The sequence below is a fragment of the Mesorhizobium sp. WSM4813 genome (assembly GCF_055811555.1).
The window spans coordinates 22,722-47,425 of record NZ_JBVVQU010000046.1 but is presented as its reverse complement, the minus strand read 5'-3'; the positions used below and the strand labels follow the sequence as shown (position 1 = coordinate 47,425).

Below are 24,704 nucleotides of genomic sequence, written 5' to 3'. Positions count from 1 at the left end.
TTTATGCATGTCGTTATCGCAAAACCGCTGCGCACTTTTGCGCGACATGTATTAGGCCACCGCGAAGACGCCAAGCATGACCAGCAGGAAGATGATCAGCACGATGCCGATGAGGATACGGGCGCCGGTGGCGGCGGCTCCGGCCAATGCCGGCATGCCGAGCAGGCTGGCTGCGGCCGCGATAATCAGAAGAATGACAATCCATTTGATCATGGGGAAATCCCTCGCAGCCGACGGTTGTGGATGACTACCAACGCGTTTACGACGGCCCGAGTTCCCGTGCGCCGCGAAGCCGGTCGCCTGTCTAGAGCGCCGGCACGTCCCAGACCTCGCCGGGACGCAAGGCGCGAAAGCGTTCATGCGGGACACCTTGATCGTCGAGGGCCTCGCCGAGCTTTCTGGCCGGCTCGTCGATCGGCTCGTTGGTGAGCCGGAACGTGCCCCAATGGCAGCCGGCGGCATAGGCGGCGTTGCACAACAGCATGCCTTGCACCGCCTCCTCCGGGTTCTGGTGGTGCGGCGCCATGAACCAGCGCGGCTCGTAGGCGCCGATCGGCAGGATGGCGAGGCGGAAGCCGCCGTGCCTTTCAGCCATCAGCCGGTAGTTGATGCCGTCGTGGAAACCGGTGTCGCCGGCGAAATAGATCTTTCCGCCCGGCGTCTCGACCACAAAACCAGCCCACAGCGCCATGCGCCGGTCGCGGGTGCCGCGCGCCGACCAGTGGTGCACCGGCTCGACATGGACGGCGACGTCCTTGCCGATCTCGACCCGCTCGCCCCAGTCATGCACGGAAAGCCGCATGCCGGGAACGCCATCGTCGATGATGGCGTCGTTGCCGAGCGGTGTCAGTACCAGCGGGTCGTGCTTTGTCTTCAGCCGCTTCAGCGTGGCGAGGTCGAGATGGTCGTAGTGGTTGTGGCTGACCAATACGAGGTCGATCGGCGGCAGGTTGGAAAAGGCGATACCCGGCGGATTGACCCGTTTCGGCCCGGCAAAGGAGAGCGGCGAGACGCGCCGCGACCAGACCGGGTCGGTGAGGATGTTCAGGCCGGCTGTCTGGATGAGCAGCGTGGAATGGCCGACCATGGTCAGCCTCAGTTCGGAGCCTTCGATCCGTTCGGCCGGTGTCGCCTGATGAAACGGACTTGGATTCGCCGCCGGCCATTTCGAGCGTTCGCCGCCCAGCTGCCACTTCAAAAGATCGGAAAAACGGGCAGGCGGCTTGCCGTTGGGATTGAAGAACAAGGTGCCGTCGAAATGATCGCTCGGTGGGCCGCTATAGTAGCGATTGGCAGCCCTTTTTCTCGCAGCCAAGGTTTCGCCTCCGGCAGGGTTCCGTTTCATCAGAGATAGGACCGAAGCGGGCTGGCGCAAGCATTTGGTGACCAGACTGCCAAGGGCACGCTTGTCCGGGTAGACCCCTGCGCAGCCTGGGGGTCAGCCCCGAAGTGCAAGCTCGGCGGGCATGAATTTTGTGGTAAAATTGCAACAGATGCTGCCGCAAATGCTATTTTAACCATATCGGGTTGAAATTTCGCCACCTTCTCCATCTTGGTGAAGGGGATATTGTGCGGACGGCAGCCCCAGCCGGATCCGACGGAGGTTTGAAATGAATTTTTCGAAAACCGGTCTGCTGGCCGTATCGCTTGCCGCGCTCCTTGCGAGCGGCTGTTCAACGTCACGGTTCTCGTCGATGGACCAGGAGCAGCCGTCGCCGCTGCAAGCCGCGCCCTCTGGCAAGGTGACCGCAAATCAGTTGCCGCCGCCGGCGTCGCCGGGCACGGCCGACCCGTCGAAATTTCCGACGGCGCCGCAAGGGACGGTAAACCCCCAGGTCGCCTCGCTGCCGCCGGACGGGACGGCTCCGGCCGGCGCCCCGGATCTTACGGCAGGCAGCGTCGCCGGCGTGTGGAAGGCCAGCGTGTCCGGCCAGAGCTGCCAGGTGGCGACGCCGCAGACCAAGTTCGGCGCCGGCTACCGCGCTGGACCGCTGCATTGCCCGGCGCCGATCGACGGCATCAAATCCTGGAACGTCGCCGGCAAGCAGTTGACGCTGTACGACGAGAATGGCGGCACGCTGGCACGGCTCTATTCCTCGGGCGGAGAGAAATTTGACGGCCAGACTTCCAACGGCCTGCCGATCTCGCTTACAAGAGGCTGACCCGCCGCTTATTTGTTTTACGCAATTCCGAACGGAAAACCGCTAAGCGCATTTGCTGGAATTGCTCTAGAACGACGTGACCAATGCATCTGCGTGACGGCCTTCAGACCCATGCGACCGTCCGGCAGCGCTACGACCATCTGGTTGTGTCAGGCCTGATCGACCGCGATCCGGCGCAGGAGCGGATCGTCGCGGCACTCGACCGGCTGATCGATGAGATCTCGGCAAAGCGGCTGGCGCACAAATCGAGCGCGCTGGGCTGGCTGTTCGCCCGCAAGCGTGAAACGCGCGAGGCCGTCAAGGGCCTCTATATCCATGGCGGCGTCGGCCGCGGCAAGACCATGCTGATGGACATGTTCTTCGAGCTGGTGCCGGTCAGGCGCAAGCGCCGTGTGCATTTCAACGACTTCATGGCCGATGTGCAGGACCGCATCCAGAGGCACCGGCAGGCGCGTAAAGAGGGCGCCGTCAGGGAAGACGACCCGATCGCGCCGGTGGCCCGCGCGCTGGCCGAGGAAGCCTGGGTGCTGTGCTTCGACGAGTTTTCCGTCACCGACATCGCCGATGCGATGATCCTGTCCCGGCTGTTCTCGGCGCTGTTTGCCAACGGCGTCGTGCTGGTCGCCACGTCCAACGTCGCGCCGCAGGATCTCTACCGCGACGGCCTGAACCGCCAGCTTTTCCTGCCCTTCATTGGCATCCTGGAGCGGCATGCGCAGGTGCTGGTGCTGAACGCCGACAAGGACTACCGGCTGGACAAGCTGAGCCGCCTGCCGGTCTATGTCACCCCTGACGATGCCGCCGCCGATGCTGTCCTCGACGAGGCCTGGGAAGTGATGACGCGTGGCCGACCGACGGCCGAGGCGGCATTGACGGTAAAGGGCCGTCAGGTCGTGGTGCCGCGCGCTGCCGGCGAAGCAGCGCGGTTTTCCTTTGCCGATCTTTGCGAAAAACCGCACGGTGCCCGTGATTTCCTGGCGATTGCCGGCCGCTTCTCGACCGTCTTCATCGATCATGTGCCGGTGCTCGGCGAAGGCAGACGCAACGAGGCCAAGCGCTTCATCCTGCTGATCGACACGCTCTACGACCATCATGTGCGGCTGGTGGTGAGCGCCGCGGCACCGCCACCGCAGCTGTATACGGCCAAGCGCGGCACCGAGGTCTTCGAGTTCGAGCGCACGGCGTCACGGCTGATCGAGATGCAGAGCCACGAATGGCTGGAAGATTGGGCGGAAAGGCAGAAGGCGACGCTGACCGAAGCGAAGCAGGCTCAGGCCTGATAGTCTCCGGAAGGTCGCGATCCTTCGCGTCCCCCTCTGTCCTGCCGGACATCTCCCCCACAAGTGGGGAGATTGGCCGTCATCTTTCGCCTCGCCAATCTCCGCCGTCGCAGTCGTGAGCGGAGCGTCGAAGCTGCCGATCTCCCCCCATGTGGGGGAGATGTCCGGTAGGACAGAGGGGGGCGCTGTCCCGCCGGCGCCTATAGTCCTACACATACATCACGAACTCCTCCGCCGGCCCATGCGGCTCCTTCCGCGCCTCATACACCGCGCGGGCCGCAACATCGTCCGGCTCGGTGCCTACCCAGGCTTCCTCGCAGCCATGCTCGCGGCCGAGCTCAAACATGGCGTCGAGCATCTTCGTCGCTATGCCCTGGCGCTGGAAGGCCGGCGCCACGCCGACTTCGTCGATGTAGAGTTCGCTCACCTTGTCCGGATGGCGGTGGATGACGGCTGCGCATTGGCCGACGACTATGCCTTCGGCCACGGCGATGATCATGAAATGGCCGGGTTCGCGGAGATACGCTGCCAGCCGATCCGGCCTGACCGGTTCATCGAACACATCCTCGGCGATCCGCATCACAAGGGCGTCATCGCTACGGTTGAGCCTTTATGATTTCCACATCCATTGTGTAAAATCTCCCAAGTCGGCTTACAAACTTTGACGTTTACGTAAATCCCAATTCATCTAACCGATTGAAAAAGCTCACTCCAAAATAATCGTTTGAATGTTTTGTGCGCCGGGGCTATTGGGTGCGGCGAAACCTCGCGGCTTCCCCGCAGCATTCCGGCCTCCTTCCTCGGCGCCGTCATCAAATTCGTCAAGGATTTGGGCGCTGTCACAGTCTAAAGGGAAAACATCCTGACATGGCACGCAACAAGATAGCGCTTATCGGCTCGGGCATGATCGGCGGCACGCTCGCCCACATGATCGGCCTCAAGGATCTCGGCGACGTTGTGCTGTTCGATATTGCCGAGGGTATCCCGCAAGGCAAGGGGCTAGATATCGCGCAGTCGTCGCCTGTCGATGGCTTTGACTCCAGGCTGGTCGGCGTCAACGATTATGCCGGCATCGAGGCCGCCGACGTCTGCATCGTCACCGCCGGCGTGCCGCGCAAGCCCGGCATGAGCCGCGACGATCTTCTCGGCATCAACCTAAAGGTCATGGAGCAGGTTGGCGCGGGTCTCAAGAAATACGCGCCGAAAGCCTTCGTCATCTGCATCACCAACCCGCTCGACGCCATGGTCTGGGCGTTGCAGAAATTTTCCGGACTGCCGAAGAGCCATGTCGTCGGCATGGCCGGTGTGCTGGACAGCTCGCGCTTCCGCTATTTCCTGGCCGAGGAATTCAAGGTGTCGGTCGAGGACGTCACCGCCTTCGTGCTCGGCGGCCATGGCGATTCCATGGTGCCGATGATCCGCTATTCGACGGTCGCCGGCATCCCGCTGCCCGACCTCGTCAAGATGGGCTGGACCTCGAAGGAAAAGCTCGACCAGATCGTGCAGCGCACCCGCGACGGCGGCGCGGAGATCGTCGGCCTGCTCAAGACCGGCTCGGCCTTCTACGCACCGGCCGCCTCGGCGATCGCCATGGCCGAAGCCTATCTCAAGGACAAGAAGCGCGTGCTGCCCTGTGCTGCGCATCTCTCCGGCCAGTATGGTGTCAAGAACACCTATGTCGGCGTGCCGGTGGTGATCGGCGCCGGCGGCGTCGAGCGCATCATCGAGATCGAGCTCGGCAAGGCCGAGCAGAAGATGTTCGACAGTTCGGTGGCGGCGGTGCAGGGCCTGTGCGAGGCCTGCGTCAAGATCGCTCCGCAACTCGCCGCCAAGTGATCCACAAGTAAACAAGTGACCGCCGCCAAGTGACCCGGAGATATCTAGCATGAACATCCATGAATATCAGGGCAAGGCGCTGCTGAAGGGCTTTGGCGCACCGGTGGCCGAAGGCGTGCCGGTGTTCGACGCAAGCGAGGCGGAAGCCGCCGCCAAGGCGCTGCCCGGCCCGCTCTATGTGGTGAAGAGCCAGATCCATGCCGGCGGCCGCGGCAAGGGCAAGTTTAGGGAGCTCGGCCCCGACGCCAAGGGTGGCGTCAGGCTGGCGAAGTCGGTGGCCGAAGTGATCGCAAACGCCAAGGATATGCTTGGCCATACTCTGGTCACCAAGCAGACCGGTCCGGCGGGCAAGCAGGTCAATCGCCTCTATATCGAGGATGGCGCCGATATCGAGCGCGAGCTCTATCTGTCGCTGCTGGTCGACCGTTCCGTCGGCCGCATCGCCTTCGTCGTTTCGACCGAGGGCGGCATGGACATCGAGGCGGTCGCCCACGACACGCCGGAAAAGATCATCACTGTCGCCATCGACCCGGAAAAGGGTGCGACGGCGGATGATTTGAAAGAACTCAACGGTGCGCTGAGGCTCGACGGCCAGGCAGCCAAGGACGGCGAGACGCTGTTCCCGATCCTCTACAAGGCCTTCGTTGAGAAGGACATGAGCCTGCTCGAGGTCAACCCGCTGATCGTCATGAAGAACGGCCGGCTGCGCGTGCTCGACGCCAAGGTGTCGTTCGACAACAACGCGCTATTCCGCCATCCGGATGTGCTTAAGCTGCGCGACATCACCGAAGAGGACGAAAAGGAGATCGAGGCGTCGAAATACGACCTCGCCTATGTCGCGCTCGACGGCAATATCGGCTGCATGGTCAACGGCGCCGGCCTCGCCATGGCGACCATGGACATCATCAAGCTCTATGGCGCCGAGCCGGCCAACTTCCTCGATGTCGGCGGCGGCGCGTCGAAGGAGAAGGTGACGGCGGCGTTCAAGATCATAACCAAGGATCCGGCGGTCAAGGGCATCCTGATCAACATCTTCGGCGGCATCATGAAGTGCGACATCATCGCCGAGGGCGTCATCGCAGCAGTTAGGGAAGTCGGGCTGCAGGTGCCGCTGGTAGTGCGGCTTGAAGGCACCAATGCCGAGCTCGGCAAGAAGATCATCAACGACAGCGGGCTCAACGTCGTCTCGGCCGACGACCTCGACGACGCTGCGAAGAAGATCGTGGCGGCGGTGAAGGGCTGATCTGGTGCCTCCGCACAAGATAAATCTCGTCGAGGCGGCGGATCAGAAGATCAAAAAGGTCTTCGATCCCCATATCGCCGGCGACGTCAACGATGCCCAGGTCAAGATCGCCAAATTCGGCGATGTTTTCGACTGGCACGCGCATGACAACGAGGACGAGGCGTTCCTCGTGCTGCGCGGCCGCATCGCCATCGATTTCCGCGACGGCACGGTGGAGCTTGGCAGCGGCGAGTTCATCGTCGTGCCGCGGTCCGTCGAGCATCGGCCGCGCTCGCTGAGCGAAGGGCCGGTGGTGCTGATGTTCGAGCCGGCGACGACGCTCAACACCGGCAACGCCAAGAGCGACCTCACCGTCGCCGATCTCAAGCGTCTCTGACTATGGCGGCTCTGACGATGACCGCGCAGCCTTCCTCGATCAACGGTTTGTAAAAAGGACCACCATGTCCATTCTCGTCGACAAGAACACCAAGGTGCTCGTGCAGGGCCTGACCGGCAAGACCGGCACGTTCCATACGGAGCAGGCGCTGGCCTATCACGGGACAAAAATGGTCGGCGGCATCCACCCCAAGAAGGGTGGCGAAACCTGGACCGGCGCCAAGGGCGAGAGCCTGCCGATCTTTTCCACCGTCGCCGAAGGCAAGGCGCAGACCGGTGCCAATGCGTCCGTTGTCTATGTGCCGCCGGCGGGCGCCGCGGAGGCGATCCTGGAAGCGATCGAAGCCGAGATCCCGCTGATCATCTGCATCACCGAGGGCATCCCGGTGATCGACATGATCAAGGTCAAGGCAAGGCTCGACCGCTCGACATCGCGGCTCATCGGTCCCAACTGCCCCGGTGTCCTGACCCCCAACGAATGCAAGATCGGCATCATGCCCGGCAACATCTTCCGCAAGGGTTCGGTCGGCGTTGTTTCCCGCTCGGGGACGCTTACCTATGAGGCTGTGTTCCAGACCACCAATGTCGGCCTCGGCCAGACCACCGCCGTCGGCATCGGTGGCGATCCGGTCAAAGGCACGGAGTTCATCGACGTGCTGGAGATGTTCCTCGCCGACGACGAGACCCAGTCGATCATCATGATCGGCGAGATCGGCGGCTCGGCCGAGGAAGACGCCGCGCAGTTCCTCAAGGACGAAGCCAAGCGTGGCCGCAAGAAGCCGATGGCCGGTTTCATCGCCGGGCGCACGGCCCCGGCCGGCCGCACCATGGGTCATGCCGGCGCGGTGATTTCCGGCGGCAAAGGCGGCGCCGAGGACAAGATCGCGGCGATGGAATCGGCAGGGATCAAGGTTTCGCCGTCGCCGGCAAGGCTCGGCACGACCCTGGTCGAGGCGATTAAGGGTTAAGAGCAGTCGAGTTTTCGAATGCCGATGAGCAGGACATGGAAGACGAGAAGCGCATCATCCTATGCATACCCGGCCCTTGGGAAGGCAGGTCGGCCTTCGTGCGCGCCGTTGCAGAGGCGTCGATGCCTTCAGCTGATTATGTGGCTGCGGGGATGACCGTTATGCACGGCCCGAGCAAAGCTGCGTTCGAGTTTGATTTCTGCGACCGCGACGAGGACATGACGAGAGCCTTCGCTAGCGCTGGCCTCGTCAACGAGCTTGGTAAGGATGTCATCGATAAAATCGCCTCGCATAGGAGTGTCGTCTACCTGCTTTCCACATCCCCACAAACGATGGAAGCATCGATTTTCATCGCAAAAGCGGCAACCCATCTGATCAAGGCCGGCGGTCTTGGCGTGAAAGTCGAAACGGCCGGCAAGGCATTCTCAGCGGATCAATGGCTTGAACGGACAAGCGGTGATTTTGTTGAGATCTATGAACTGATGGTTCTGGATTCTGTCTCGGATGGCCCGACGACCTACAGCTGCGGCATGCGTAATTTGGGGCTTTGGGATTCTATCGTTTCAGGTGACGAGTTTCAGTCTGCCGTCAAGCTGCTTCGCGGCTTCAACATGTGTCAGCTTTACGAAAGTCCCGAGCTTTTAGCTGGTCAGACGTTCGGACTGGAAGCAGGCGCCCCGCGATATCGTTTGAGTGTGGAAACGCAGCAGCCCGACGGGGACCACAATCTGTATGCAAACCCTTTTGGCATGTGGCGGCTTAGCCGCGTGGCAGCGCATTAGGGATAGGGAGAACGGAGCAACGCTCCGCTAGACAAAAATGGCACGACAAGATCAAACCAACGACCAATTTTCGCTTACCTCTTTCCTCTATGGCGGCAATGCCGACTATATCGATGCGCTCTACGCCGCCTATGAGGACGATCCCTCTTCAGTCGATCCCGAATGGCGGGATTTCTTCGCGGCGCTGAAGGACGACGCCGGCGATGTCCGCAAGAATGCCAAGGGCGCCTCATGGGCCAAGCCCTCATGGCCGCTGCAGGCCAATGGCGAATTGGTGTCGGCGCTCGACGGCGATTGGGGCATCGTCGAGAAGCACATCGAGAAGAAGGTTCAGCACAAAGCTGTGATGAACGGCGTCGCCCTTTCCGACGCCGACGTGCATCAGGCGACGCGTGATTCCGTGCGCGCCATCATGATGATCCGCGCCTACCGCATGCGTGGCCATTTGCACGCCAATCTCGATCCGCTCGGCATCGCCAAGCTCGAGGATTACAACGAGCTGTCGCCGGAAAATTACGGCTTCACATCAGCCGATTACGACCGCCCGATCTTTCTCGACAATGTGCTCGGGCTCGAATTCGGCACGATCCGGCAGATGCTGGACATCCTGACCCGCACCTATTGCTCGACGCTCGGCGTCGAGTTCATGCATATTTCCGATCCCGAGGAGAAGGCCTGGATCCAGGCGCGCATCGAGGGCACCGACAAGGAGATCTCCTTCACCGCAGCCGGCAAGAAGGCGATCCTGCAGAAGCTGGTCGAGGCCGAAGGTTTCGAGCAGTTCATCGACGTCAAGTACAAGGGCACCAAGCGCTTCGGCCTCGACGGCGCGGAGGCGCTGATCCCGGCGCTGGAGCAGATCGTCAAGCGCGGCGGTCAGCTCGGCATGAAGGAAATCGTGCTCGGCATGGCTCATCGCGGCCGGCTGAACGTGCTCTCCCAGGTGATGGCCAAGCCGCACCGCGCCATCTTCCACGAGTTCAAGGGCGGCTCGGCCGCACCCGACGAGGTCGAGGGCTCGGGCGACGTGAAGTACCATCTCGGTGCTTCCTCGGACCGCGAGTTCGACGGCAACAAGGTGCACCTGTCGCTGACCGCCAATCCTTCGCATCTTGAAATCGTCGATCCGGTGGTGATGGGCAAGGCGCGGGCCAAGCAGGACTCTCTGTTCGGCCGCAGCCGCGAAGAGATCGTGCCGCTGGAAGAGCGCGCCAAGGTGCTGCCGCTGCTCTTGCACGGCGACGCCGCCTTTGCCGGCCAGGGCGTGATTGCCGAAATCCTCGGCCTGTCGGGGCTGCGCGGCCATCGCGTCGCCGGCACGCTGCACTTCATCATCAACAACCAGATCGGCTTCACCACCAATCCGCGCTTCTCGCGCTCGTCGCCTTATCCGTCGGATGTGGCCAAGATGATCGAGGCGCCGATCTTCCACGTCAATGGCGACGATCCGGAAGCCGTGGTCCACGCCACCAAGGTGGCAATCGAATTCCGCATGAAGTTCCACAAGCCTGTCGTGGTCGACATGTTCTGCTACCGCCGCTTCGGCCACAATGAGGGCGACGAGCCGGCTTTCACCCAGCCGATCATGTATCGCAACATCCGCAACCACAAGACGACGGTGCAGATCTATGCGGACCGGCTGATCGCCGAAGGCCACATCACCCAGGCCGAATTCGACAAGATGAAGGCCGACTGGCGGGCACATCTCGAGCAGGAATTCGAGGTCGGCCAGCACTATAAGCCCAACAAGGCCGACTGGCTGGATGGCGCCTGGTCGGGCCTGCGCACGGCCGACAACCAGGACGAACAGCGGCGCGGCAAGACCGCCGTGCCGGTGAAGACGCTGAAGGAGATCGGCAAGAAGCTGACCGAGGTCCCGAAGGATTTCGAGGCGCACAAGACGATCCTGCGCTTTCTCGAGAACCGCCGTCAGGCGATCGAGTCGGGCGAAGGCATCGACTGGTCGACGGCCGAGGCGCTGGCCTTCGGCGCCATCCTGCTCGACGGCAATCCGGTCCGGCTGTCGGGCCAGGATTCGGAGCGTGGCACGTTCTCGCAACGCCACTCCGTGCTCTACGACCAGCGCGACGAGACACGCTACATTCCGCTCAACAATCTGTCGGCGGCGCAGGCCGGCTTCGAGGTCATCAACTCGATGCTGTCGGAAGAGGCCGTGCTCGGCTTCGAATACGGCTACAGCCTGGCTGAGCCGAAGGCGCTGACGCTTTGGGAAGCCCAGTTCGGCGATTTCGCCAATGGCGCCCAGGTGGTGTTCGACCAGTTCATCTCGTCGGGCGAGCGCAAGTGGCTCAGAATGTCGGGCCTCGTCTGCCTGCTGCCGCATGGCTATGAAGGCCAGGGGCCGGAACATTCGTCGGCCAGACTCGAGCGCTTCCTGCAGCTTTGCGCCGAAGACAATATGCAAGTGGCTTACTGCACGACGCCGGCCAACTACTTCCACATCTTGCGCCGACAGTTGAAGCGGGATTTCCGCAAGCCGCTGATCCTGATGACGCCGAAGTCGCTGCTGCGCCACAAGCGGGCGGTGTCGACGCTGCCGGAAATGTCGGGCGAAAGCGCGTTCCACCGGCTGTTGTGGGACGATGCCCAGCAGCTCCCCGGCCAGGCGATCAAGCTCACCAAGGATTCGAAGATCCGCCGCGTCGTGCTCTGCTCGGGCAAGGTCTATTACGACCTTTACGAGGAGCGCGAGAAGCGCGGCATCAACGACATCTACCTGCTGCGCGTCGAACAGCTCTATCCGTTCCCGGCCAAGGCGCTGATCACCGAGCTGTCACGCTTTCGCAACGCCGAGATGGTGTGGTGTCAGGAGGAGCCCAAGAATATGGGCGCCTGGTCGTTCATCGATCCGTATCTTGAATGGGTGCTGGCGCATATCGACGCCAAGCATCAGCGGGTGCGCTATACCGGCCGGCCGGCCGCGGCGTCGCCGGCGACCGGATTGATGTCGAAGCATCTCGCCCAGCTTGCCGCCTTGCTCGAAGATGCGCTCGGTGAATAGAACAGAGCTGGGCGAATAGAACAGAACCGACAGAAAAACGGACAGGCACAATGGCTACCGAAATCCGCGTCCCCACCCTTGGCGAATCCGTCACCGAGGCGACCATCGGCAAATGGTTCAAGAAGGTGGGCGATGCGATCGCCACCGACGAGCCGCTGGTCGAGCTCGAAACCGACAAGGTAACGGTGGAGGTGCCGGCCGCGGCCGCGGGAACGCTTAGCGAGATCGCCGTCAAGGAGGGCGAGACAGTCGAAGTCGGCGCTTTGCTCGGCATGATTTCGGCGGGCGACGGGGCAAAATTGACAGCACCCGCGAAGTCGTCAACTCCTGAAACAAAGCAGGACGCGGTATCGCAGGCTTCGGCGCCGACCGCCGCATCCACCGTCAAGCAAGCCGCGGCCGAGACCGCCAAGATCGCCGGCGACGCCGGGCCGATTGAGGCGCGCACGATGCCGCCGGCGCCAGCGGCGGCGAAGCTGCTGGCCGAGAGCAATCTCGCGGTCGACCAGGTCTCGGGTTCCGGCAAGCGCGGCCAGGTGCTGAAGGGCGACGTGCTCGACGCGATCGCCAGGGGCGCGCCGTCGCAACCGGCCGAGACGCCGAAGGCCCCTGCACCGGTCGTCGCCCGTGCGCCGTCCTCGGCCGATGACGCGTCGCGCGAAGAGCGCGTGCGCATGACCAAGCTGCGGCAGACCATCGCGCGCCGACTCAAGGAAGCGCAGTCGACTGCCGCCATGCTGACCACCTTCAACGAGGTGGACATGAGCGCGGTGATGGTGCTCAGGACCAAATACAAGGATGTGTTCGAAAAGAAGCACGGCGTGAAGCTGGGCTTCATGGGCTTCTTCACCAAGGCCGTCACCCATGCGTTGAAGGAAATTCCTTCCGTCAATGCCGAGATCGACGGCACCGACATCATCTTCAAGAACTACGCCCATATCGGCGTCGCCGTCGGCACCGAAAAAGGCCTCGTCGTGCCGGTGGTGCGCGATGCCGACCAGATGGGAATAGCCGAGATCGAGAAGGAGATCGGCCGGCTGGGCATCGCCGCGCGTGACGGCAAGCTTTCCGTGGCGGACATGCAAGGAGGCACGTTTACGATTTCAAACGGCGGTGTTTACGGGTCGCTGATGTCGACGCCAATCCTCAACGCGCCGCAGTCGGGCATTCTGGGCATGCACAAGATCCAGGAGCGGCCGGTGGTGGTCGGCGGCCAGATTGTGATCCGGCCGATGATGTATCTGGCGCTCTCCTACGATCACCGCATCGTCGACGGCAAGGAAGCGGTGACCTTCCTGGTCCGGGTCAAGGAAAGCCTGGAGGATCCGGAGCGGCTGGTGCTCGACCTCTAGGGTCGGTCGAGGTGAGCCGGAGAATGGATCTGCGCCACCGAATGAGCTCCTCTCGTTTGCGCTCCGGATTGTTTTTCACGCTGTGCACTGCTGGTGTTGCGCAGACGGGATCGGCAGCCTTTGCCGCCTGTCCGCTCGAGCTCGCCGTCTATGGCGAAGCCGAAAGCGAAGCCGAGATCGATTTCCGGCCGACCGATGGATCGGCTGTCGTCACCAACACGTTCAAGATGGTTCTCGATAAAGACGTCGTGCTCGACGGCATCGTCATGTGGACGCAAGGCGTGGCGCGGCCGCATGGTTCGCTGATGTACAAATGCCCGACAGGCGACGTCACCGGCGACGAGCTCGCCGCCTGCACGCTGTGGGAGGGGGTCGTCTACAGTGCTGACGACAAGGGCAACATCGCTCTGCTGCCGGCCGAAGGCGTCGACGCGCCGAAGACCCTGATCTTTCCCGACCTCGGACCGTCGCTGCAGATGTCGGCCGCCTATGGCGCCAACGGGTTTTCGAAAGTGCCGTGGGATGTTTTCACATTGAAGGGTTGTCAGGAATGAGCGCGGCCAAAAAAGTGCTGCTGGTGACCGGCGGCAGCCGCGGCATCGGCGCCGCCACGACCAGGCTTGCCGCCAAGGCCGGATACCGTGTTGCGATCAACTATGCGTCGAACGAGGCTGCCGCCGCAGCACTTGTCGAGGCGATCGAGCAGGATGGCGGCGAAGCGCTGGCCATCAAGGGCGACGTCGGCAGCGAGGCCGATGTTCAGGCGATGTTCGAGAGGATCGATCATGCGTTCGGGCCGCTCGACGCGCTCGTCAACAATGCTGGCGTGGTCGACCGCAGGGCGCGTGTCGACGAAATGAGCGGAGCAAGGCTGGAGCGCATGATGCGCATCAACGTCATTGGCTCCATGCTCTGTGCCCGCGAAGCGGTGAAGCGCATGTCGACCAGCCATGGCGGCAAGGGCGGCGCTATCGTGAATATCTCCTCGATTGCCGCGAGAATTGGCGGGCCGGGCGAATATGTCGACTACGCCGCCTCGAAGGGCGCGATCGATTCCTTCACCATTGGCCTGGCGCGCGAAGTGGCCGGCGAAGGCATCCGCGTCAACGCGGTCAGTCCAGGCATCATCGACACCGAAATCCACGCCTCCGGCGGGCAGCCGGATCGCGTCGAGAGGATGCGTCACACCGTGCCCATGCAAAGGGCGGGAACCGCCGAAGAGGTCGCCGCGGCAATTCTCTGGCTCCTGTCAGACGAGGCGTCCTTTACGACAGGCGCGAATTTGGAAGTGGGCGGCGGCCGCTAATCCCAGCCAAGGCTGAGTGCCAGACCAGAAGGACAGTATCATGGCTTATGACGTCGTTATCATCGGATCGGGACCAGGCGGCTATGTCTGCGCCGTCAAGGCCGCACAGCTCGGCCTGAAGACGGCGGTGGTCGAGAAGAACCCGACCTTCGGCGGCACCTGCCTCAATATCGGCTGTATCCCGTCCAAGGCGCTGCTGCATGCCTCCGAGATATTTTCTGAGGCCGGTCATTCCTTCGATACGCTGGGCGTCGAGATCGGCGCGCCGAAGCTCAATCTGGAAAAGATGATGGCGCACAAGGACGCGACGGTGGCGTCCAACGTCAACGGCGTCGCCTTCCTGTTCAAGAAGAACAAGATCGACTCGTTTCGCGGCACCGGCAAGGTCTTGTCCGCCGGCAAGGTGTCGGTGACCGGCGAGGACGGCAAGGTCGAGGAGATCGAGACCAAAAACATCGTCATCGCCACCGGCTCCGACGTCGCCGGCATTCCGGGGGTCGAGGTCGACATCGACGAGAAGGTGATCATGTCCTCGACCGGCGCGCTGTCGCTGGACAAGGTGCCGGGCCATCTGATGGTGGTCGGCGGTGGCGTCATCGGGCTGGAGCTCGGCTCGGTATGGGCGCGGCTCGGCGCCAAGGTGACCGTCGTCGAGTTCCTCGACACCATACTGGGTGGCATGGACGGCGAGGTCGCCAAACAGTTCCAGCGCATGCTGTCCAAGCAAGGCATCGAATTCAGGCTCGGCGCCAAGGTGACCGGCGTCGCCAAGGCCAAGAAGGGTGCCACAGTGACTTTCGAGCCGGTCAAGGGGGGTGCTGCCGAGACGATCGAGGCGGATGCGGTGCTGATCGCGACGGGACGCCGGGCCTATTCGGACAGTCTCGGGCTGAAGGAGGCCGGGGTCGAGGTCGACGAGCGCGGCCGGGTCAAGACGGATGGCCATCTCAAGACCAATATGCCGGGCATCTACGCCATCGGCGATGTCATCGCCGGGCCGATGCTCGCCCACAAGGCCGAGGACGAAGGCGTGGCGGTGGCCGAGACCATGGCCGGCCAGGCCGGCCATGTGAATTACGAGGTGATCCCGAACGTCGTCTACACCAGTCCGGAAATCGCCTCGGTCGGCAAGACGGAGGAAGAGCTGAAGGCGGCCGGTATCGACTACAAGTCCGGCAAGTTTCCGTTCAGTGCCAATGGCCGGGCGCGCGCCATGCTGCATACCGACGGCTTCGTGAAGATCCTGGCGGACAAGCAGAGCGACCGCGTGCTCGGCGTCCACATCGTCGGCTTCGGCGCCGGCGAGATGATCCACGAGGCGGCGGTGCTGATGGAGTTCGGCGGCTCGTCGGAAGATCTTGCCCGCACCTGTCACGCCCACCCGACGATGTCGGAAGCGGTGAAGGAAGCGGCACTGGCGACCTTCTTCAAGCCGATCCACATGTAGGCCCTCCCAAGCTACTCCGGCAGCCATCTGACGGCTCAAAGCAAAACGGCCCGCTTTTCAGCGGGCCGTTCGTATTTGAAATCAGCAGCCGATCACTGCGGGGCTGGTGCGGGCGCCGGAGCAGGCGCTGGCTCTGCAGGCGCCGGAGCAGGCGCCGGAGCAGGCTCTGCCGGTGCCGGAGCTGGCGCAGGCTCTGCCGGAGCAGGCGTCGGTTCAGCCGGTGCTGGCGCCGGTGCCGGCGTCGTGGCGGCAGGCGGTTCGGCAGGCTCAGGCGCCTCACCGCTTCTTCCAAAAACATAGTAAGCGACAATAGCCAGAATAACGACAACCAGGGCGATCAGCCAGCCGGTGGCGCCGCCACCCGACCTGGGAGGGGGTGTCGGAGTGGTGTACGGGTCGTTTGGATTCGCCATAAAAGTGTCCTCCGTGGATGAAAAGTATCAATCAACACACTTCAACGCGCAATCGTTGAACAGGTTTCACGCTAGAGATCGAAAACGCCGAAAACAGGGCAATCTTCGCCTGGAATCGTTTGTCTGCACCCACTTTACTCGCAAAATTCGCAGAGATCGAGCCAAAACAAACCTTTTCGACCTCGCGTACTGAGACAACCTTCCGTGATTCGGGAACGCATCGCCCCGAATCACGTCTTGCCGGATCGCAACTCAACCGTGCAACTCAGTCGACGGCAGTGACAGTGTAGCCGGCCTTGCGGAAATCCTCGACCAGGCCTTCCGCGCCCGGAAGGTGCAGGGCGCCGACCGCCATGAAGGCGTTACCCTTGGCGAGGATCGGCCCGGCATGGTCGATCATCACCTTGTTGCGGCGGGTGATCATGGTTTCCTCGAAGGCGGCATAGCCCGCCGAATCGTCTTCGCCGCCGGGAAGGACGGCACGAAACAGCGGCCAGAACATGCCGATGTCGCCGCGCTGGTAGAGCACGATCATGGTTTCGTTGACGTCGCTCATTCTGTCGCCGAGCTTCAATGTGTCGACGAGGCCCTTCATGTGAAAAGCGAGCGGCAGCGAGGCCATGGCGCGAAGCTGGTCGGCGATGGTCTCCAACCCATCGACGGCCTTGCCTGAGGCTTTGGCGTCCTGCGCAAGCTTGATGTCGAGCACCGGCGTGCCGCCGGCCTGGCGGGCCAGTTCACAGGCCGGGAGCGCGACCATGGTCGACAGCATCCACGGTTTCATCTTGGCGACACTCGCCGGCGGGATGCCGCGCGCGTCGAGCGCCTTGTTCACCGCCGCCGCATCGTCCGGCGACAGCAGCGAGGACAGCGTGGTGCTGTCGGTGAACATCATCAGCTCCGGCTCTTTCAGGAACGCCGCCATCATCTTCTGCTGATCGAGCACCTCCGTGGTCTCGATGACGATAGTGTCGGCGGCGTCGAAGGCCTTCTGCGCGGCGGGCGGCAGCGTGGTCACACGCGGGTCGGTCATGTGCATGGTGCCGAACAAGAAGGACGGTCTTTCCCCCGCCTTTTCCAGTTTCCACAACAGGCCCTTGCCGTTCGGTGTCGCGGCCGCTTCGGCCTCGATCTTGCGGTAGCTGGCCGGGTCGTCCTTCTGCAAGGCCGACAGTATGTCGGCGCCGGCGCAGACCGGGGTTTCGGCGCGCGCCTTGCCGGCGGCGAGCAGCGCGATGATGAGGAAAGAAAGAAAAAACAGAATGTTGAGCGCCACGAGCAGCCTCAACGAGGCAAGGGCCGTGCGGTCGGCGATGGCAACGGCGCGTTTCATGGCTCGCTTTCTAGAGACAAAGAACGGCGAAACGGTTAACCGGCGCGGCAAAATTGTCTCAGACATGGCTCCACGACTCATATCTTGGCTGCACCTTTGCGAAATCACGCGTCGGTTACGCCCGCGGATGGGACGCTTCATAGATTTCGAGCAGCCTCGCGGTGTCGACGCCGGTGTAGATCTGCGTCGTCGACAGGCTGGCGTGGCCCAAAAGTTCCTGGATGGTGCGCAGGTCGCCGCCGCGTCCAAGCAGATGCGTGGCGAAGGAATGGCGCAAGGCGTGCGGCGTGGCGGTGTCGGGCAGATTGAGCGCCGAGCGCAGCCTGGCCATGTCGCGCTGGACGATGGCCGGGTTGAGTGGGCCGCCGCGGGCGCCGCGAAACAGCAGGCCTTTCGGATCGAGATGATAGGGGCAGAGCCGGCGGTATTCGGCGATTGCCCGCAGCGCCACCGGCAGCACCGGCACCAGCCGGGTCTTGCCACCCTTGCCGGTGACGCGCAGCACGGTATCGCCAGCCGACGACAGATTGGCGCCCGACAATCCGAGTGCCTCGGAAATGCGCAGGCCCGAACCGTAGAGCAGCGTCAGCACGGCGGCGTTGCGGGCGGCGATCCACGGTTCCTCCGCCAGCTGACCTTCCACCGAAACGACGTGTTTCGCATCGCTTGCCGTCAGCGGCTTGGGCAGCGACTTCGGCTGCCTTGGCGCGCGCAGTGCAGCGGCACCCGCCGCATTGACGAGGCCGCGCCGCTCCAGAAAGCGCAGCAGCGAGCGGATGCCGGCCAGCCCGCGTCCGAGCGTGCGGGCGCCGGCGCCTCCGGCGCGGCGGGCGGCGAGAAAGCCGCGCAGATCGGCCGGGCGCAGATCGGCGATGTCCGAAATGCCGGGCGAGCCGCCGCAATGGCCTGTCAGGAAGTGCAGGAACTGGCGCGTATCGCGCTCATAGGCCTCCACGGTTTCCGGCGACAGCCGGCGTTCCCGCGCCAGCATCTTCAACCAGCTTTCGCGGGCCGCCTGAAGGTCTGGTTTGGCCGGGATGAGGAATTCCTGCATTGCGCTCTTCCGATGCCGTTCTTCCGGTTCTGGGCCATCTTCCGGCAGCCGGGTTAGGAAGCGGTGAAGAGCCGCGTCATTGAAATGACAAGAGGGTGGAGCTAGAGCAAGGCAAAGGAACCACCGATGACCAAACCGCAAAACCCCGTCCTGATGGCCGTGATCGGCGCCGCCCACGGCATCAAGGGCGAATTGCGCGTGAAGACCTTCACCGGCGATCCGTTGGCGCTGGCCGACTACGGGCCGCTCTATGCCAAGGACGGCCGCGCCTTCCAGATCGTCGACATCAGGCCGGCCAACACGGTCGTCGTGGTGCGCTTCAAGGGCATCAGCGACCGCAACGCCGCCGAGGCGCTCGCCGGCACGGAATTATTCGTCGACCGCTCGATGCTGCCTGACGATGGCGAAGAGGACGAATTCTATCATGCCGATCTCGTCGGGCTGGCGGTCCGGGACGATACCGGTGCTGACATCGGCAAGGTCGTTGCCGTGCATAATTTCGGCGGCGGCGACATTCTCGACGTGACGCTTGGCGAGCGCAAAGGCGTGCTGATCCCGTTCACGCAGGCCGCCGTGCCTGACGTGTCGATCAAAGAGGGCTTCCTCCGCATCGATCCGGCGGCGGCGGGCTTGATCGATGACGAAGACAGCGATGCTCCCGGCCGCGATGGTTTCGACCCGAAGGGCAGGCCGCGCGGGCCGAAGGACGCCGGGGGCAACCGGTGAGTTTTTCCGCCTCGGTGCTGACGCTCTATCCAGAGATGTTTCCCGGCGCGCTCGGCCTGTCGCTGGCCGGCCGGGCGCTGGAGGCCGGCACATGGTCGCTGGAAGCAATCCAGATCCGCGATTTCGCCAGCGATCGCCATCGCACCGTCGACGACACGCCGGCCGGCGGCGGCGCAGGCATGGTTATGCGAGCCGACGTTTTGGCCAAGGCGATCGACCATATCTCGCCACCGGGCGATCCACGGCCACGGCTGCTTATGAGTCCGCGTGGAAAACCGCTGACGCAGTCCCGCGTGCGCGAACTGGCCGGCCAGCCGGGCGTCATCATCGTCTGCGGCCGCTTCGAGGGCGTCGACCAGCGGGTTATCGAGGCGCGGGGGCTTGAGGAGGTCTCGATCGGCGACTTCATCCTCTCCGGCGGCGAGCCGGCAGCGCTGGTGCTGCTCGACGCTGTCGTGCGGCTGTTGCCCGGCGTAATGGGCAACGCGGTGTCGGGCGATGAAGAGAGCTTTGAAAACGGCCTGCTCGAACATCCGCACTACACGCGGCCGCAGGAATTCGAGGGCCGGCAAATCCCCGAGGTTCTCACTTCGGGCAATCACAAGAAGATCGCGGCTTGGCGGCGGGCGGAGGCGGAAAAATTGACGAAGAAGCGGCGGCCGGACCTGTTAGCCGTTCACCCCTTGGTGAAATAATAAAAGGCCAGGAACACGCCGACCCCAACGACGAAGCCACGCACGGCAATTTGCGGCACGCGCTTGGCGATCCAGACGCCAGCATAGCCGCCCAGCGCGCCGCCCGGTATCATGACGATCGCCTGCGGCCAGGCGATGACATCGCCCGAGATGAAGACCAGGATGGCTACTGCCGCGATGACCACGGCCAGCATGTTCTTCAGCGCGTTCAGTCGGTGATAGTCGCCGGCCTGGGTGAGACCGAGCGTCGCCAGCATCATGACGCCCATGCCTGCGCCGAAGAAACCGCCATAGACGGCGGTGGCGAATTGCGCCAGGGAACCGACCAGCGAACCCACCGCGGCCTCATGCCCCGGCTTGGGCGCCGGCTTCAGCCACGGCCCGGCGGCGAACAGCGCGGTTGCCGCCAGCAGCAGCCATGGCACCAGGACGCGGAACGACGGATTGTCGAGCGCCAGAAGGATGAGAGCACCGGCCAGTGCACCGAAAGCCGAGATAAGGCCGAGCAGCAATGCCGTGCGCCAGAAATGCTTGATTTCGGACCAGTAGGCGAGCGTCGAGGTGATGTAGCCGGGAAACTGTGTTACCGACGAGGTGGCGTTGGCGACGATCGGCGGCAAGCCGACCAGCGACATGGCGCCGAAGGTTATGAACGTCCCGCCGCCGGCTATGGCGTTGACGGCACCTGAGAGAAAGCCCGCGAAAAAGAGCAGGGCCGCATCGAGGACTGGCATGGAGCGTATTACCGCCGGAGGAAAGTCACGTTTCCCCCGGCTTAAAAAGCTTGGGCCTTCGACGCAACCCCTGCGCTGAAAGATTGCAATGTCGGCCAACGACCAAAAAAGACACGGGCAAAGGCGTGACAAAGCGTCGAAATAGCTGTATGTGCGCGCCGAACCGGAAGAACAATCTGCCAAGAGCGATCTTCTGGCCCGTCAACAATGGCGGTGTAGTCGCCCCTGCCCGATGTTCTCCGAACAAAGGGCATAGCCGAGCGGTCGATGGAACTGCAAGGCGAGTGTCGGACGCTCTGACTGTCGGAAGAACAAGAAGTGGATTTTTGAGATGGATATCCTCCGTCAGCTCGAGGCCGAACAGGCCGCCAAGATCGAAGCCAAGCGCAAGCTTCCCGAATTCCAGCCCGGCGACACCGTGCGCGTCCAGGTCCGCGTGACCGAAGGCACCCGCACCCGCGTCCAGGCTTATGAGGGCGTCGTCATCGCCCGCGCCGGCGCCGGCTTCCAGGAGAACTTCACCGTTCGCAAGATTTCCTACGGCGAAGGCGTCGAGCGCGTGTTCCCCGTCTTTTCACCGATGGTCGAGGGCGTCGAGATCGTCCGCCGCGGCAAGGTGCGCCGCGCCAAGCTCTATTACCTGCGCGATCGTCGCGGCAAGTCGGCCCGTATTTCGGAAAACACCGGCGTGCGCGCCCGCAAGCTGAACGATGATGAGCGCGATGCGCTGAACGCCGAAAAGGCCCGCATCGAGGCCGAGAAAGTGGCCGCAGCCCAGGCGCTGGCCGCCGAGAAGGCGGCGCAGGACGCCGCCGAGAAGAAGGCCGCCGACGAGGCCGCCAAGGCTGCGGAAGCGGCTGTCGCCGAATAACGCGTCTCCAACCATGTTTCGAAAAGGCGGCTTCGGCCGCCTTTTTTTCGCGGGATGGATTCGATCTTGCCGGGCCACGTTGGTCCGCAATCGAAACGGATCGTTCCGTAATCGTTTGGTAAAAGCATGGGAATTCATTTTCGCGCGACGCGGCGCATCGGACCGGCTTGCAAGGCGCTTGCGGAAAGCTAAAGTCGGCGCCGGATTTCCAGCAAGCCTCGACCATGTCGAGGCCGTTCAAGGTTTTAGGGGTGCACCATGACCAAATCGAAACTGCTGTTGGCCGGCCTGTTGGCTCTGATACTTGCGCCCGTCGCCGCCCTGGCGCAGTCGCTGCCGGATCTCGGCGGCAAGAAGGTGGTGGTGGTGACGGAGAACGCTTACCCGCCGCTGCAGTTCATCGACGCCAAAACCGGCAAGCAGATCGGCTGGGAATATGACGCGATGAACGAGATCGCTAAGCGGCTGAACTTCCAGGTCGAGTACCAGAACACTTCCTGGGACGCGATGATCCAGGCGGTCTCCGACAACCAGTACAACATCGGCATGACCGGCATTACCATCAAGGATGACCGCAAGCAGAAGGTCGATTTCTCCGACCCCTACATGCGCTCGGAACAGTTCATGCTGGTGCGTGGCGACGAGAAGCGCTTCACCGACGCCAAGACGTTCGGCGCCTTCAAGGATGGGCTGATCGGCGCGCAGGCCGGCACGACGCCCTTCTACACTGCCGTCTACAGCGTGCTCGACGGCAATGAGCAGAACCCGCGCATCAAGCTGTTCGAGACATTCGGCGCGACGGTGCAGGCGCTGAAGACCGGCGACGTCGATGTCGTGCTGACCGACGGCACTGCCGGCAAGGGCTATGTCGAGGCGTCCAATGGCGGGCTGAAGCTGATCGGCGGACCGCTCGGCACCGAGGATTTCGGTTTCATCTTCCCCAAGGGCTCGGATCTGGTGAAGCCGGTCAATGCAGCGATCGCCGCACTGAAGGCCGACGGCACGCTCGATGCGCTCAACAAGAAATGGTTCCTTGATTACAAGATGGGGCAGTAGGACTTTTGTCGCGGACGTTGCGGGACGCGCAAGAACTCGTGCTGCCTTCGTTCCTTCGCGCCCCCCTCTGTCCTGCCGGACATCTCCCCCACTTGGGGGGAGATTGGCTATCGCGACCGATTTCGCCTATCTGCAGCGCTGAAAAGGAGGCGCCTTCGCAAGAGCTGCCAATCTCCCCCCTCGTGGGGGAGATGTCCGGCAGGACAGAGGGGGGCGCCATAGAGCGCTGCCTCCGCGATGCCTGCTTTACCGGCACTGCCTAATGCCCCCCGCTTCCTCCGACAAGTCAGACTTCCCGTGGTGGCTTGCCGTGGCGGCGGCGCTCGGCGTGGCCGCCGCCATCTTCATTGCAGCAAGCGACCTCTACGCCCAGGTTTTCGCGACGGTTGCCAAGGGCATCGGCATTACCGTCTTCGTCACAATGGTCGCCTTTGCGCTGGCCTCGGCAATCGGGCTCGGCATTGCGCTGATGGGGCTGTCGGGGTCGCGCTGGCTGCGCCAGATCGCCCGCTTCTATGTCGAGATCATCCGCGGCGTGCCAATGCTGGTGCTGTTGTTCTGGATCGCCTTCGCCGGGGCGCCGGCCTTCGTCGCGGCGTGGAACACGCTGACCGCGCCATTGCAAAATGCGGGTCTGTTCGGAGAACTGCTGGTCCGCGACGTGTCGCTGCTGTGGCGCGCCATCATGGCGCTGACCATCGGCTACTCCGCCTTCATCTCCGAGGTCTTCCGCGCCGGCATCCAGGCAGTCGAGAAGGGTCAGATCGAGGCGGCGAAGGCGCTGGGGCTGACGCGCACGCAGCGTTTCCGGCTGATCGTGTTTCCGCAGGCGATCCGCACCATCCTGCCGCCGCTCGGCAATGATTTCGTCGCCATGGTCAAGGATTCGTCGCTGGTCTCGGTGCTCGGCGTCGCCGACATCACCCAGATGGGCAAGATCTACGCTGCCGGCTCGTTCCGCTTCTTCGAGACCTATTCGATCGTCGCTTATATCTATCTCATCCTGACGGTCGGCCTGTCGCTGGCCTTGCGGGGGCTGGAGAAGCGGCTGCGCCGCCAGCATGAGGAATAGCCGGCAGGCGAAGACGGCGCTACGATCGCGGCAGATACGTTTCAAGGGATGCCACCCATGATCATCGACAAAGCCAATGCGGCGCTGGATGCGGTCTATACGGCCGATACGCCGGAAGCGCTTGCCGAGGCTTATGCCGCATGGGCAGCAACCTACGACAGCGAAACCGCCTCGCTCGGCTACCTCCTGCCGTTCCTGATCACCGCCTGGGTGGCGCGCCATGTGCCATCAGGCGAGGGGCCGCTGCTCGACGCCGGCTGCGGCACCGGTCTGTCGGGACCGTCGCTCAAGGCACTCGGCTATCAGGACATCGCCGGGCTCGACCTGTCGGAGGACATGCTTGACATCGCCGGCAGCCGGCAAGCCTACAGCGAGCTGAAACAGGCGATGCTTGGCGATCCGCTGCCCTGGCCCGACGGGTATTTCCGCGCCTTCTTCTCGACCGGTGTGTTCACCATCAGCCATGCGCCGGCTTCCGGCCTGCATGAACTGGTGCGCATCACCAAGAAGGGCGGCCACGCCATTTTCACCGTTCGCGACCGGGTGTTTGAAAGCGGCGGCTTTCGCGATGTCTTTGCCGATCTGGAGCACGACGGAAAATGGCAACCGGTCGAGGAAAGCCCGTGGTTCCGCTGCTATGCGATCGCCGAGCCCGAGGCGCTGGTGAAAACCTTCGTCTTTGAAATCTTATAATTCGTGGGCTTAGATCAGGGGGATTATGAGGGTATCTACCAGTTCCGCTACCACCGAGCTTGACGGTGACTATGGATCGATAGAAGGCATTTGTGTAACGTGCGGCCGCTGTCAATTCGAAGTCGAGGTGTTTGGTACGGGACCTTCTTCCTACCAACGTGCGGCGGTTATGTTGCGAGAGGAATGCCCGCGGCAAGAGGATAACTTCTATGTGGTCGATGAGTATAGCATCTGATCGCCGGTGCTCTCCGATTGCCGAAATCGGCAAACATTGATAAGAGCAG

24 protein-coding genes are annotated in these 24,704 nt (G+C 63.0%); 18 read left to right on the top strand and 6 right to left on the bottom strand.

Annotated features, from left to right (window positions below; all coding sequences use genetic code 11):
• Nucleotides 1–51: 51 nt before the first annotated feature.
• Entirely contained in the window at nt 52–213 is a 162-nt protein-coding gene (locus AC0L25_RS23725; RefSeq protein WP_128175373.1) for a DUF1328 family protein, read from the bottom strand.
• Nucleotides 214–304: 91 nt separating this feature from the next.
• The gene (locus tag AC0L25_RS23720; RefSeq protein ID WP_473597749.1) at nt 305–1,345 is read right to left on the bottom strand and encodes an MBL fold metallo-hydrolase; all 1,041 of its coding nucleotides are present in this window, start codon (nt 1,343–1,345) and stop codon (nt 305–307) included.
• Between the two features lie 265 nt (nt 1,346–1,610).
• On the opposite strand from AC0L25_RS23720, the gene AC0L25_RS23715 reads away from it, so the two are divergent.
• Nucleotides 1,611–2,162: an AprI/Inh family metalloprotease inhibitor gene (locus AC0L25_RS23715; RefSeq protein ID WP_473597748.1), complete on the top strand. Its 552-nt coding sequence runs from the start codon at nt 1,611–1,613 to the stop codon at nt 2,160–2,162.
• Between the two features lie 83 nt (nt 2,163–2,245).
• A complete protein-coding gene (zapE, locus tag AC0L25_RS23710; protein ID WP_473597747.1) occupies nt 2,246–3,442 on the top strand; it encodes a cell division protein ZapE in 1,197 nt (398 codons plus the stop codon).
• Nucleotides 3,443–3,650: 208 nt separating this feature from the next.
• Here the strand turns inward: zapE and AC0L25_RS23705 are convergent, their stop codons facing one another.
• A complete protein-coding gene (locus AC0L25_RS23705) occupies nt 3,651–4,022 on the bottom strand; it encodes a GNAT family N-acetyltransferase (protein WP_473597746.1) in 372 nt (123 codons plus the stop codon).
• Nucleotides 4,023–4,309: 287 nt separating this feature from the next.
• Here AC0L25_RS23705 and mdh point away from each other — a divergent pair, with 287 nt between their 5' ends.
• From mdh to lpdA, 10 genes are all read left to right on the top strand, one after another.
• On the top strand, nt 4,310–5,278 hold the full coding sequence (gene mdh / locus AC0L25_RS23700; RefSeq protein WP_473597745.1) for a malate dehydrogenase: 969 nt from the start codon (nt 4,310–4,312) through the stop codon (nt 5,276–5,278).
• A gap of 49 nt (nt 5,279–5,327) precedes the next feature.
• Nucleotides 5,328–6,521 carry an ADP-forming succinate--CoA ligase subunit beta gene (gene sucC / locus AC0L25_RS23695; RefSeq protein WP_473597744.1) on the top strand — a complete coding sequence of 398 codons (1,194 nt, stop codon included), beginning with the start codon at nt 5,328–5,330 and terminating at the stop codon, nt 6,519–6,521.
• A gap of 4 nt (nt 6,522–6,525) precedes the next feature.
• Nucleotides 6,526–6,897: a cupin domain-containing protein gene (locus tag AC0L25_RS23690; RefSeq protein WP_473597743.1), complete on the top strand. Its 372-nt coding sequence runs from the start codon at nt 6,526–6,528 to the stop codon at nt 6,895–6,897.
• A 64-nt stretch (nt 6,898–6,961) separates the two neighbouring features.
• Nucleotides 6,962–7,864 carry a succinate--CoA ligase subunit alpha gene (gene sucD / locus AC0L25_RS23685; RefSeq protein WP_473597742.1) on the top strand — a complete coding sequence of 301 codons (903 nt, stop codon included), beginning with the start codon at nt 6,962–6,964 and terminating at the stop codon, nt 7,862–7,864.
• A 35-nt stretch (nt 7,865–7,899) separates the two neighbouring features.
• A complete protein-coding gene (locus AC0L25_RS23680) occupies nt 7,900–8,646 on the top strand; it encodes a hypothetical protein (protein ID WP_473597741.1) in 747 nt (248 codons plus the stop codon).
• Between the two features lie 37 nt (nt 8,647–8,683).
• Nucleotides 8,684–11,668, top strand: a complete 2,985-nt coding sequence (locus AC0L25_RS23675) for a 2-oxoglutarate dehydrogenase E1 component (RefSeq protein WP_473597740.1) — start codon at nt 8,684–8,686, stop codon at nt 11,666–11,668.
• Between the two features lie 50 nt (nt 11,669–11,718).
• A complete protein-coding gene (gene odhB, locus AC0L25_RS23670) occupies nt 11,719–13,020 on the top strand; it encodes a 2-oxoglutarate dehydrogenase complex dihydrolipoyllysine-residue succinyltransferase (protein WP_473597739.1) in 1,302 nt (433 codons plus the stop codon).
• Between the two features lie 41 nt (nt 13,021–13,061).
• Nucleotides 13,062–13,574 (top strand): hypothetical protein, encoded by a 513-nt coding sequence (locus tag AC0L25_RS23665; protein ID WP_473597738.1) that lies wholly within the window; start codon nt 13,062–13,064, stop codon nt 13,572–13,574.
• On the top strand, nt 13,571–14,326 hold the full coding sequence (locus AC0L25_RS23660; protein ID WP_473597737.1) for an SDR family oxidoreductase: 756 nt from the start codon (nt 13,571–13,573) through the stop codon (nt 14,324–14,326). The genes AC0L25_RS23665 and AC0L25_RS23660 overlap by 4 nt, the downstream gene beginning before the upstream one ends.
• Nucleotides 14,327–14,366: 40 nt before the next feature.
• On the top strand, nt 14,367–15,773 hold the full coding sequence (gene lpdA, locus AC0L25_RS23655; RefSeq protein ID WP_473597736.1) for a dihydrolipoyl dehydrogenase: 1,407 nt from the start codon (nt 14,367–14,369) through the stop codon (nt 15,771–15,773).
• 678 nt (nt 15,774–16,451) lie between these two features.
• Here the strand turns inward: lpdA and AC0L25_RS23650 are convergent.
• The gene (locus AC0L25_RS23650) at nt 16,452–17,519 is read right to left on the bottom strand and encodes a TraB/GumN family protein (RefSeq protein ID WP_473597735.1); all 1,068 of its coding nucleotides are present in this window, start codon (nt 17,517–17,519) and stop codon (nt 16,452–16,454) included.
• Nucleotides 17,520–17,634: 115 nt separating this feature from the next.
• The gene (locus AC0L25_RS23645; protein ID WP_473597734.1) at nt 17,635–18,573 is read right to left on the bottom strand and encodes a tyrosine recombinase XerC; all 939 of its coding nucleotides are present in this window, start codon (nt 18,571–18,573) and stop codon (nt 17,635–17,637) included.
• Nucleotides 18,574–18,699: 126 nt separating this feature from the next.
• Between AC0L25_RS23645 and rimM the strand changes: the two genes are divergently transcribed.
• Both rimM and trmD read left to right on the top strand, forming a co-directional pair.
• Complete coding sequence (gene rimM / locus AC0L25_RS23640) at nt 18,700–19,299, top strand: ribosome maturation factor RimM (RefSeq protein WP_473597733.1); 600 nt, start codon at nt 18,700–18,702, stop codon at nt 19,297–19,299.
• Nucleotides 19,296–19,994, top strand: coding sequence for a tRNA (guanosine(37)-N1)-methyltransferase TrmD (gene trmD, locus AC0L25_RS23635; RefSeq protein ID WP_473597732.1), 699 nt, complete (start codon nt 19,296–19,298; stop codon nt 19,992–19,994). Before rimM ends, trmD begins: the two co-directional genes overlap by 4 nt.
• Here the strand turns inward: trmD and AC0L25_RS23630 are convergent.
• Nucleotides 19,976–20,728, bottom strand: coding sequence for a sulfite exporter TauE/SafE family protein (locus AC0L25_RS23630; RefSeq protein ID WP_473597731.1), 753 nt, complete (start codon nt 20,726–20,728; stop codon nt 19,976–19,978). The two genes, trmD and AC0L25_RS23630, sit on opposite strands and share 19 nt — an antisense overlap.
• A gap of 331 nt (nt 20,729–21,059) precedes the next feature.
• On the opposite strand from AC0L25_RS23630, the gene rplS reads away from it, so the two are divergent.
• The 4 genes from rplS to AC0L25_RS23610 all read left to right on the top strand — a co-directional run bounded on the left by rplS (nt 21,060) and on the right by AC0L25_RS23610 (nt 24,420).
• Nucleotides 21,060–21,599, top strand: coding sequence for a 50S ribosomal protein L19 (gene rplS, locus AC0L25_RS23625; RefSeq protein WP_127208339.1), 540 nt, complete (start codon nt 21,060–21,062; stop codon nt 21,597–21,599).
• 258 nt (nt 21,600–21,857) lie between these two features.
• The gene (locus AC0L25_RS23620) at nt 21,858–22,655 is read left to right on the top strand and encodes a transporter substrate-binding domain-containing protein (protein WP_473597730.1); all 798 of its coding nucleotides are present in this window, start codon (nt 21,858–21,860) and stop codon (nt 22,653–22,655) included.
• Between the two features lie 262 nt (nt 22,656–22,917).
• Nucleotides 22,918–23,727, top strand: coding sequence for an amino acid ABC transporter permease (locus AC0L25_RS23615; RefSeq protein ID WP_473597729.1), 810 nt, complete (start codon nt 22,918–22,920; stop codon nt 23,725–23,727).
• A 57-nt stretch (nt 23,728–23,784) separates the two neighbouring features.
• Complete coding sequence (locus tag AC0L25_RS23610; RefSeq protein ID WP_473597728.1) at nt 23,785–24,420, top strand: class I SAM-dependent DNA methyltransferase; 636 nt, start codon at nt 23,785–23,787, stop codon at nt 24,418–24,420.
• Nucleotides 24,421–24,704: the final 284 nt, after the last annotated feature.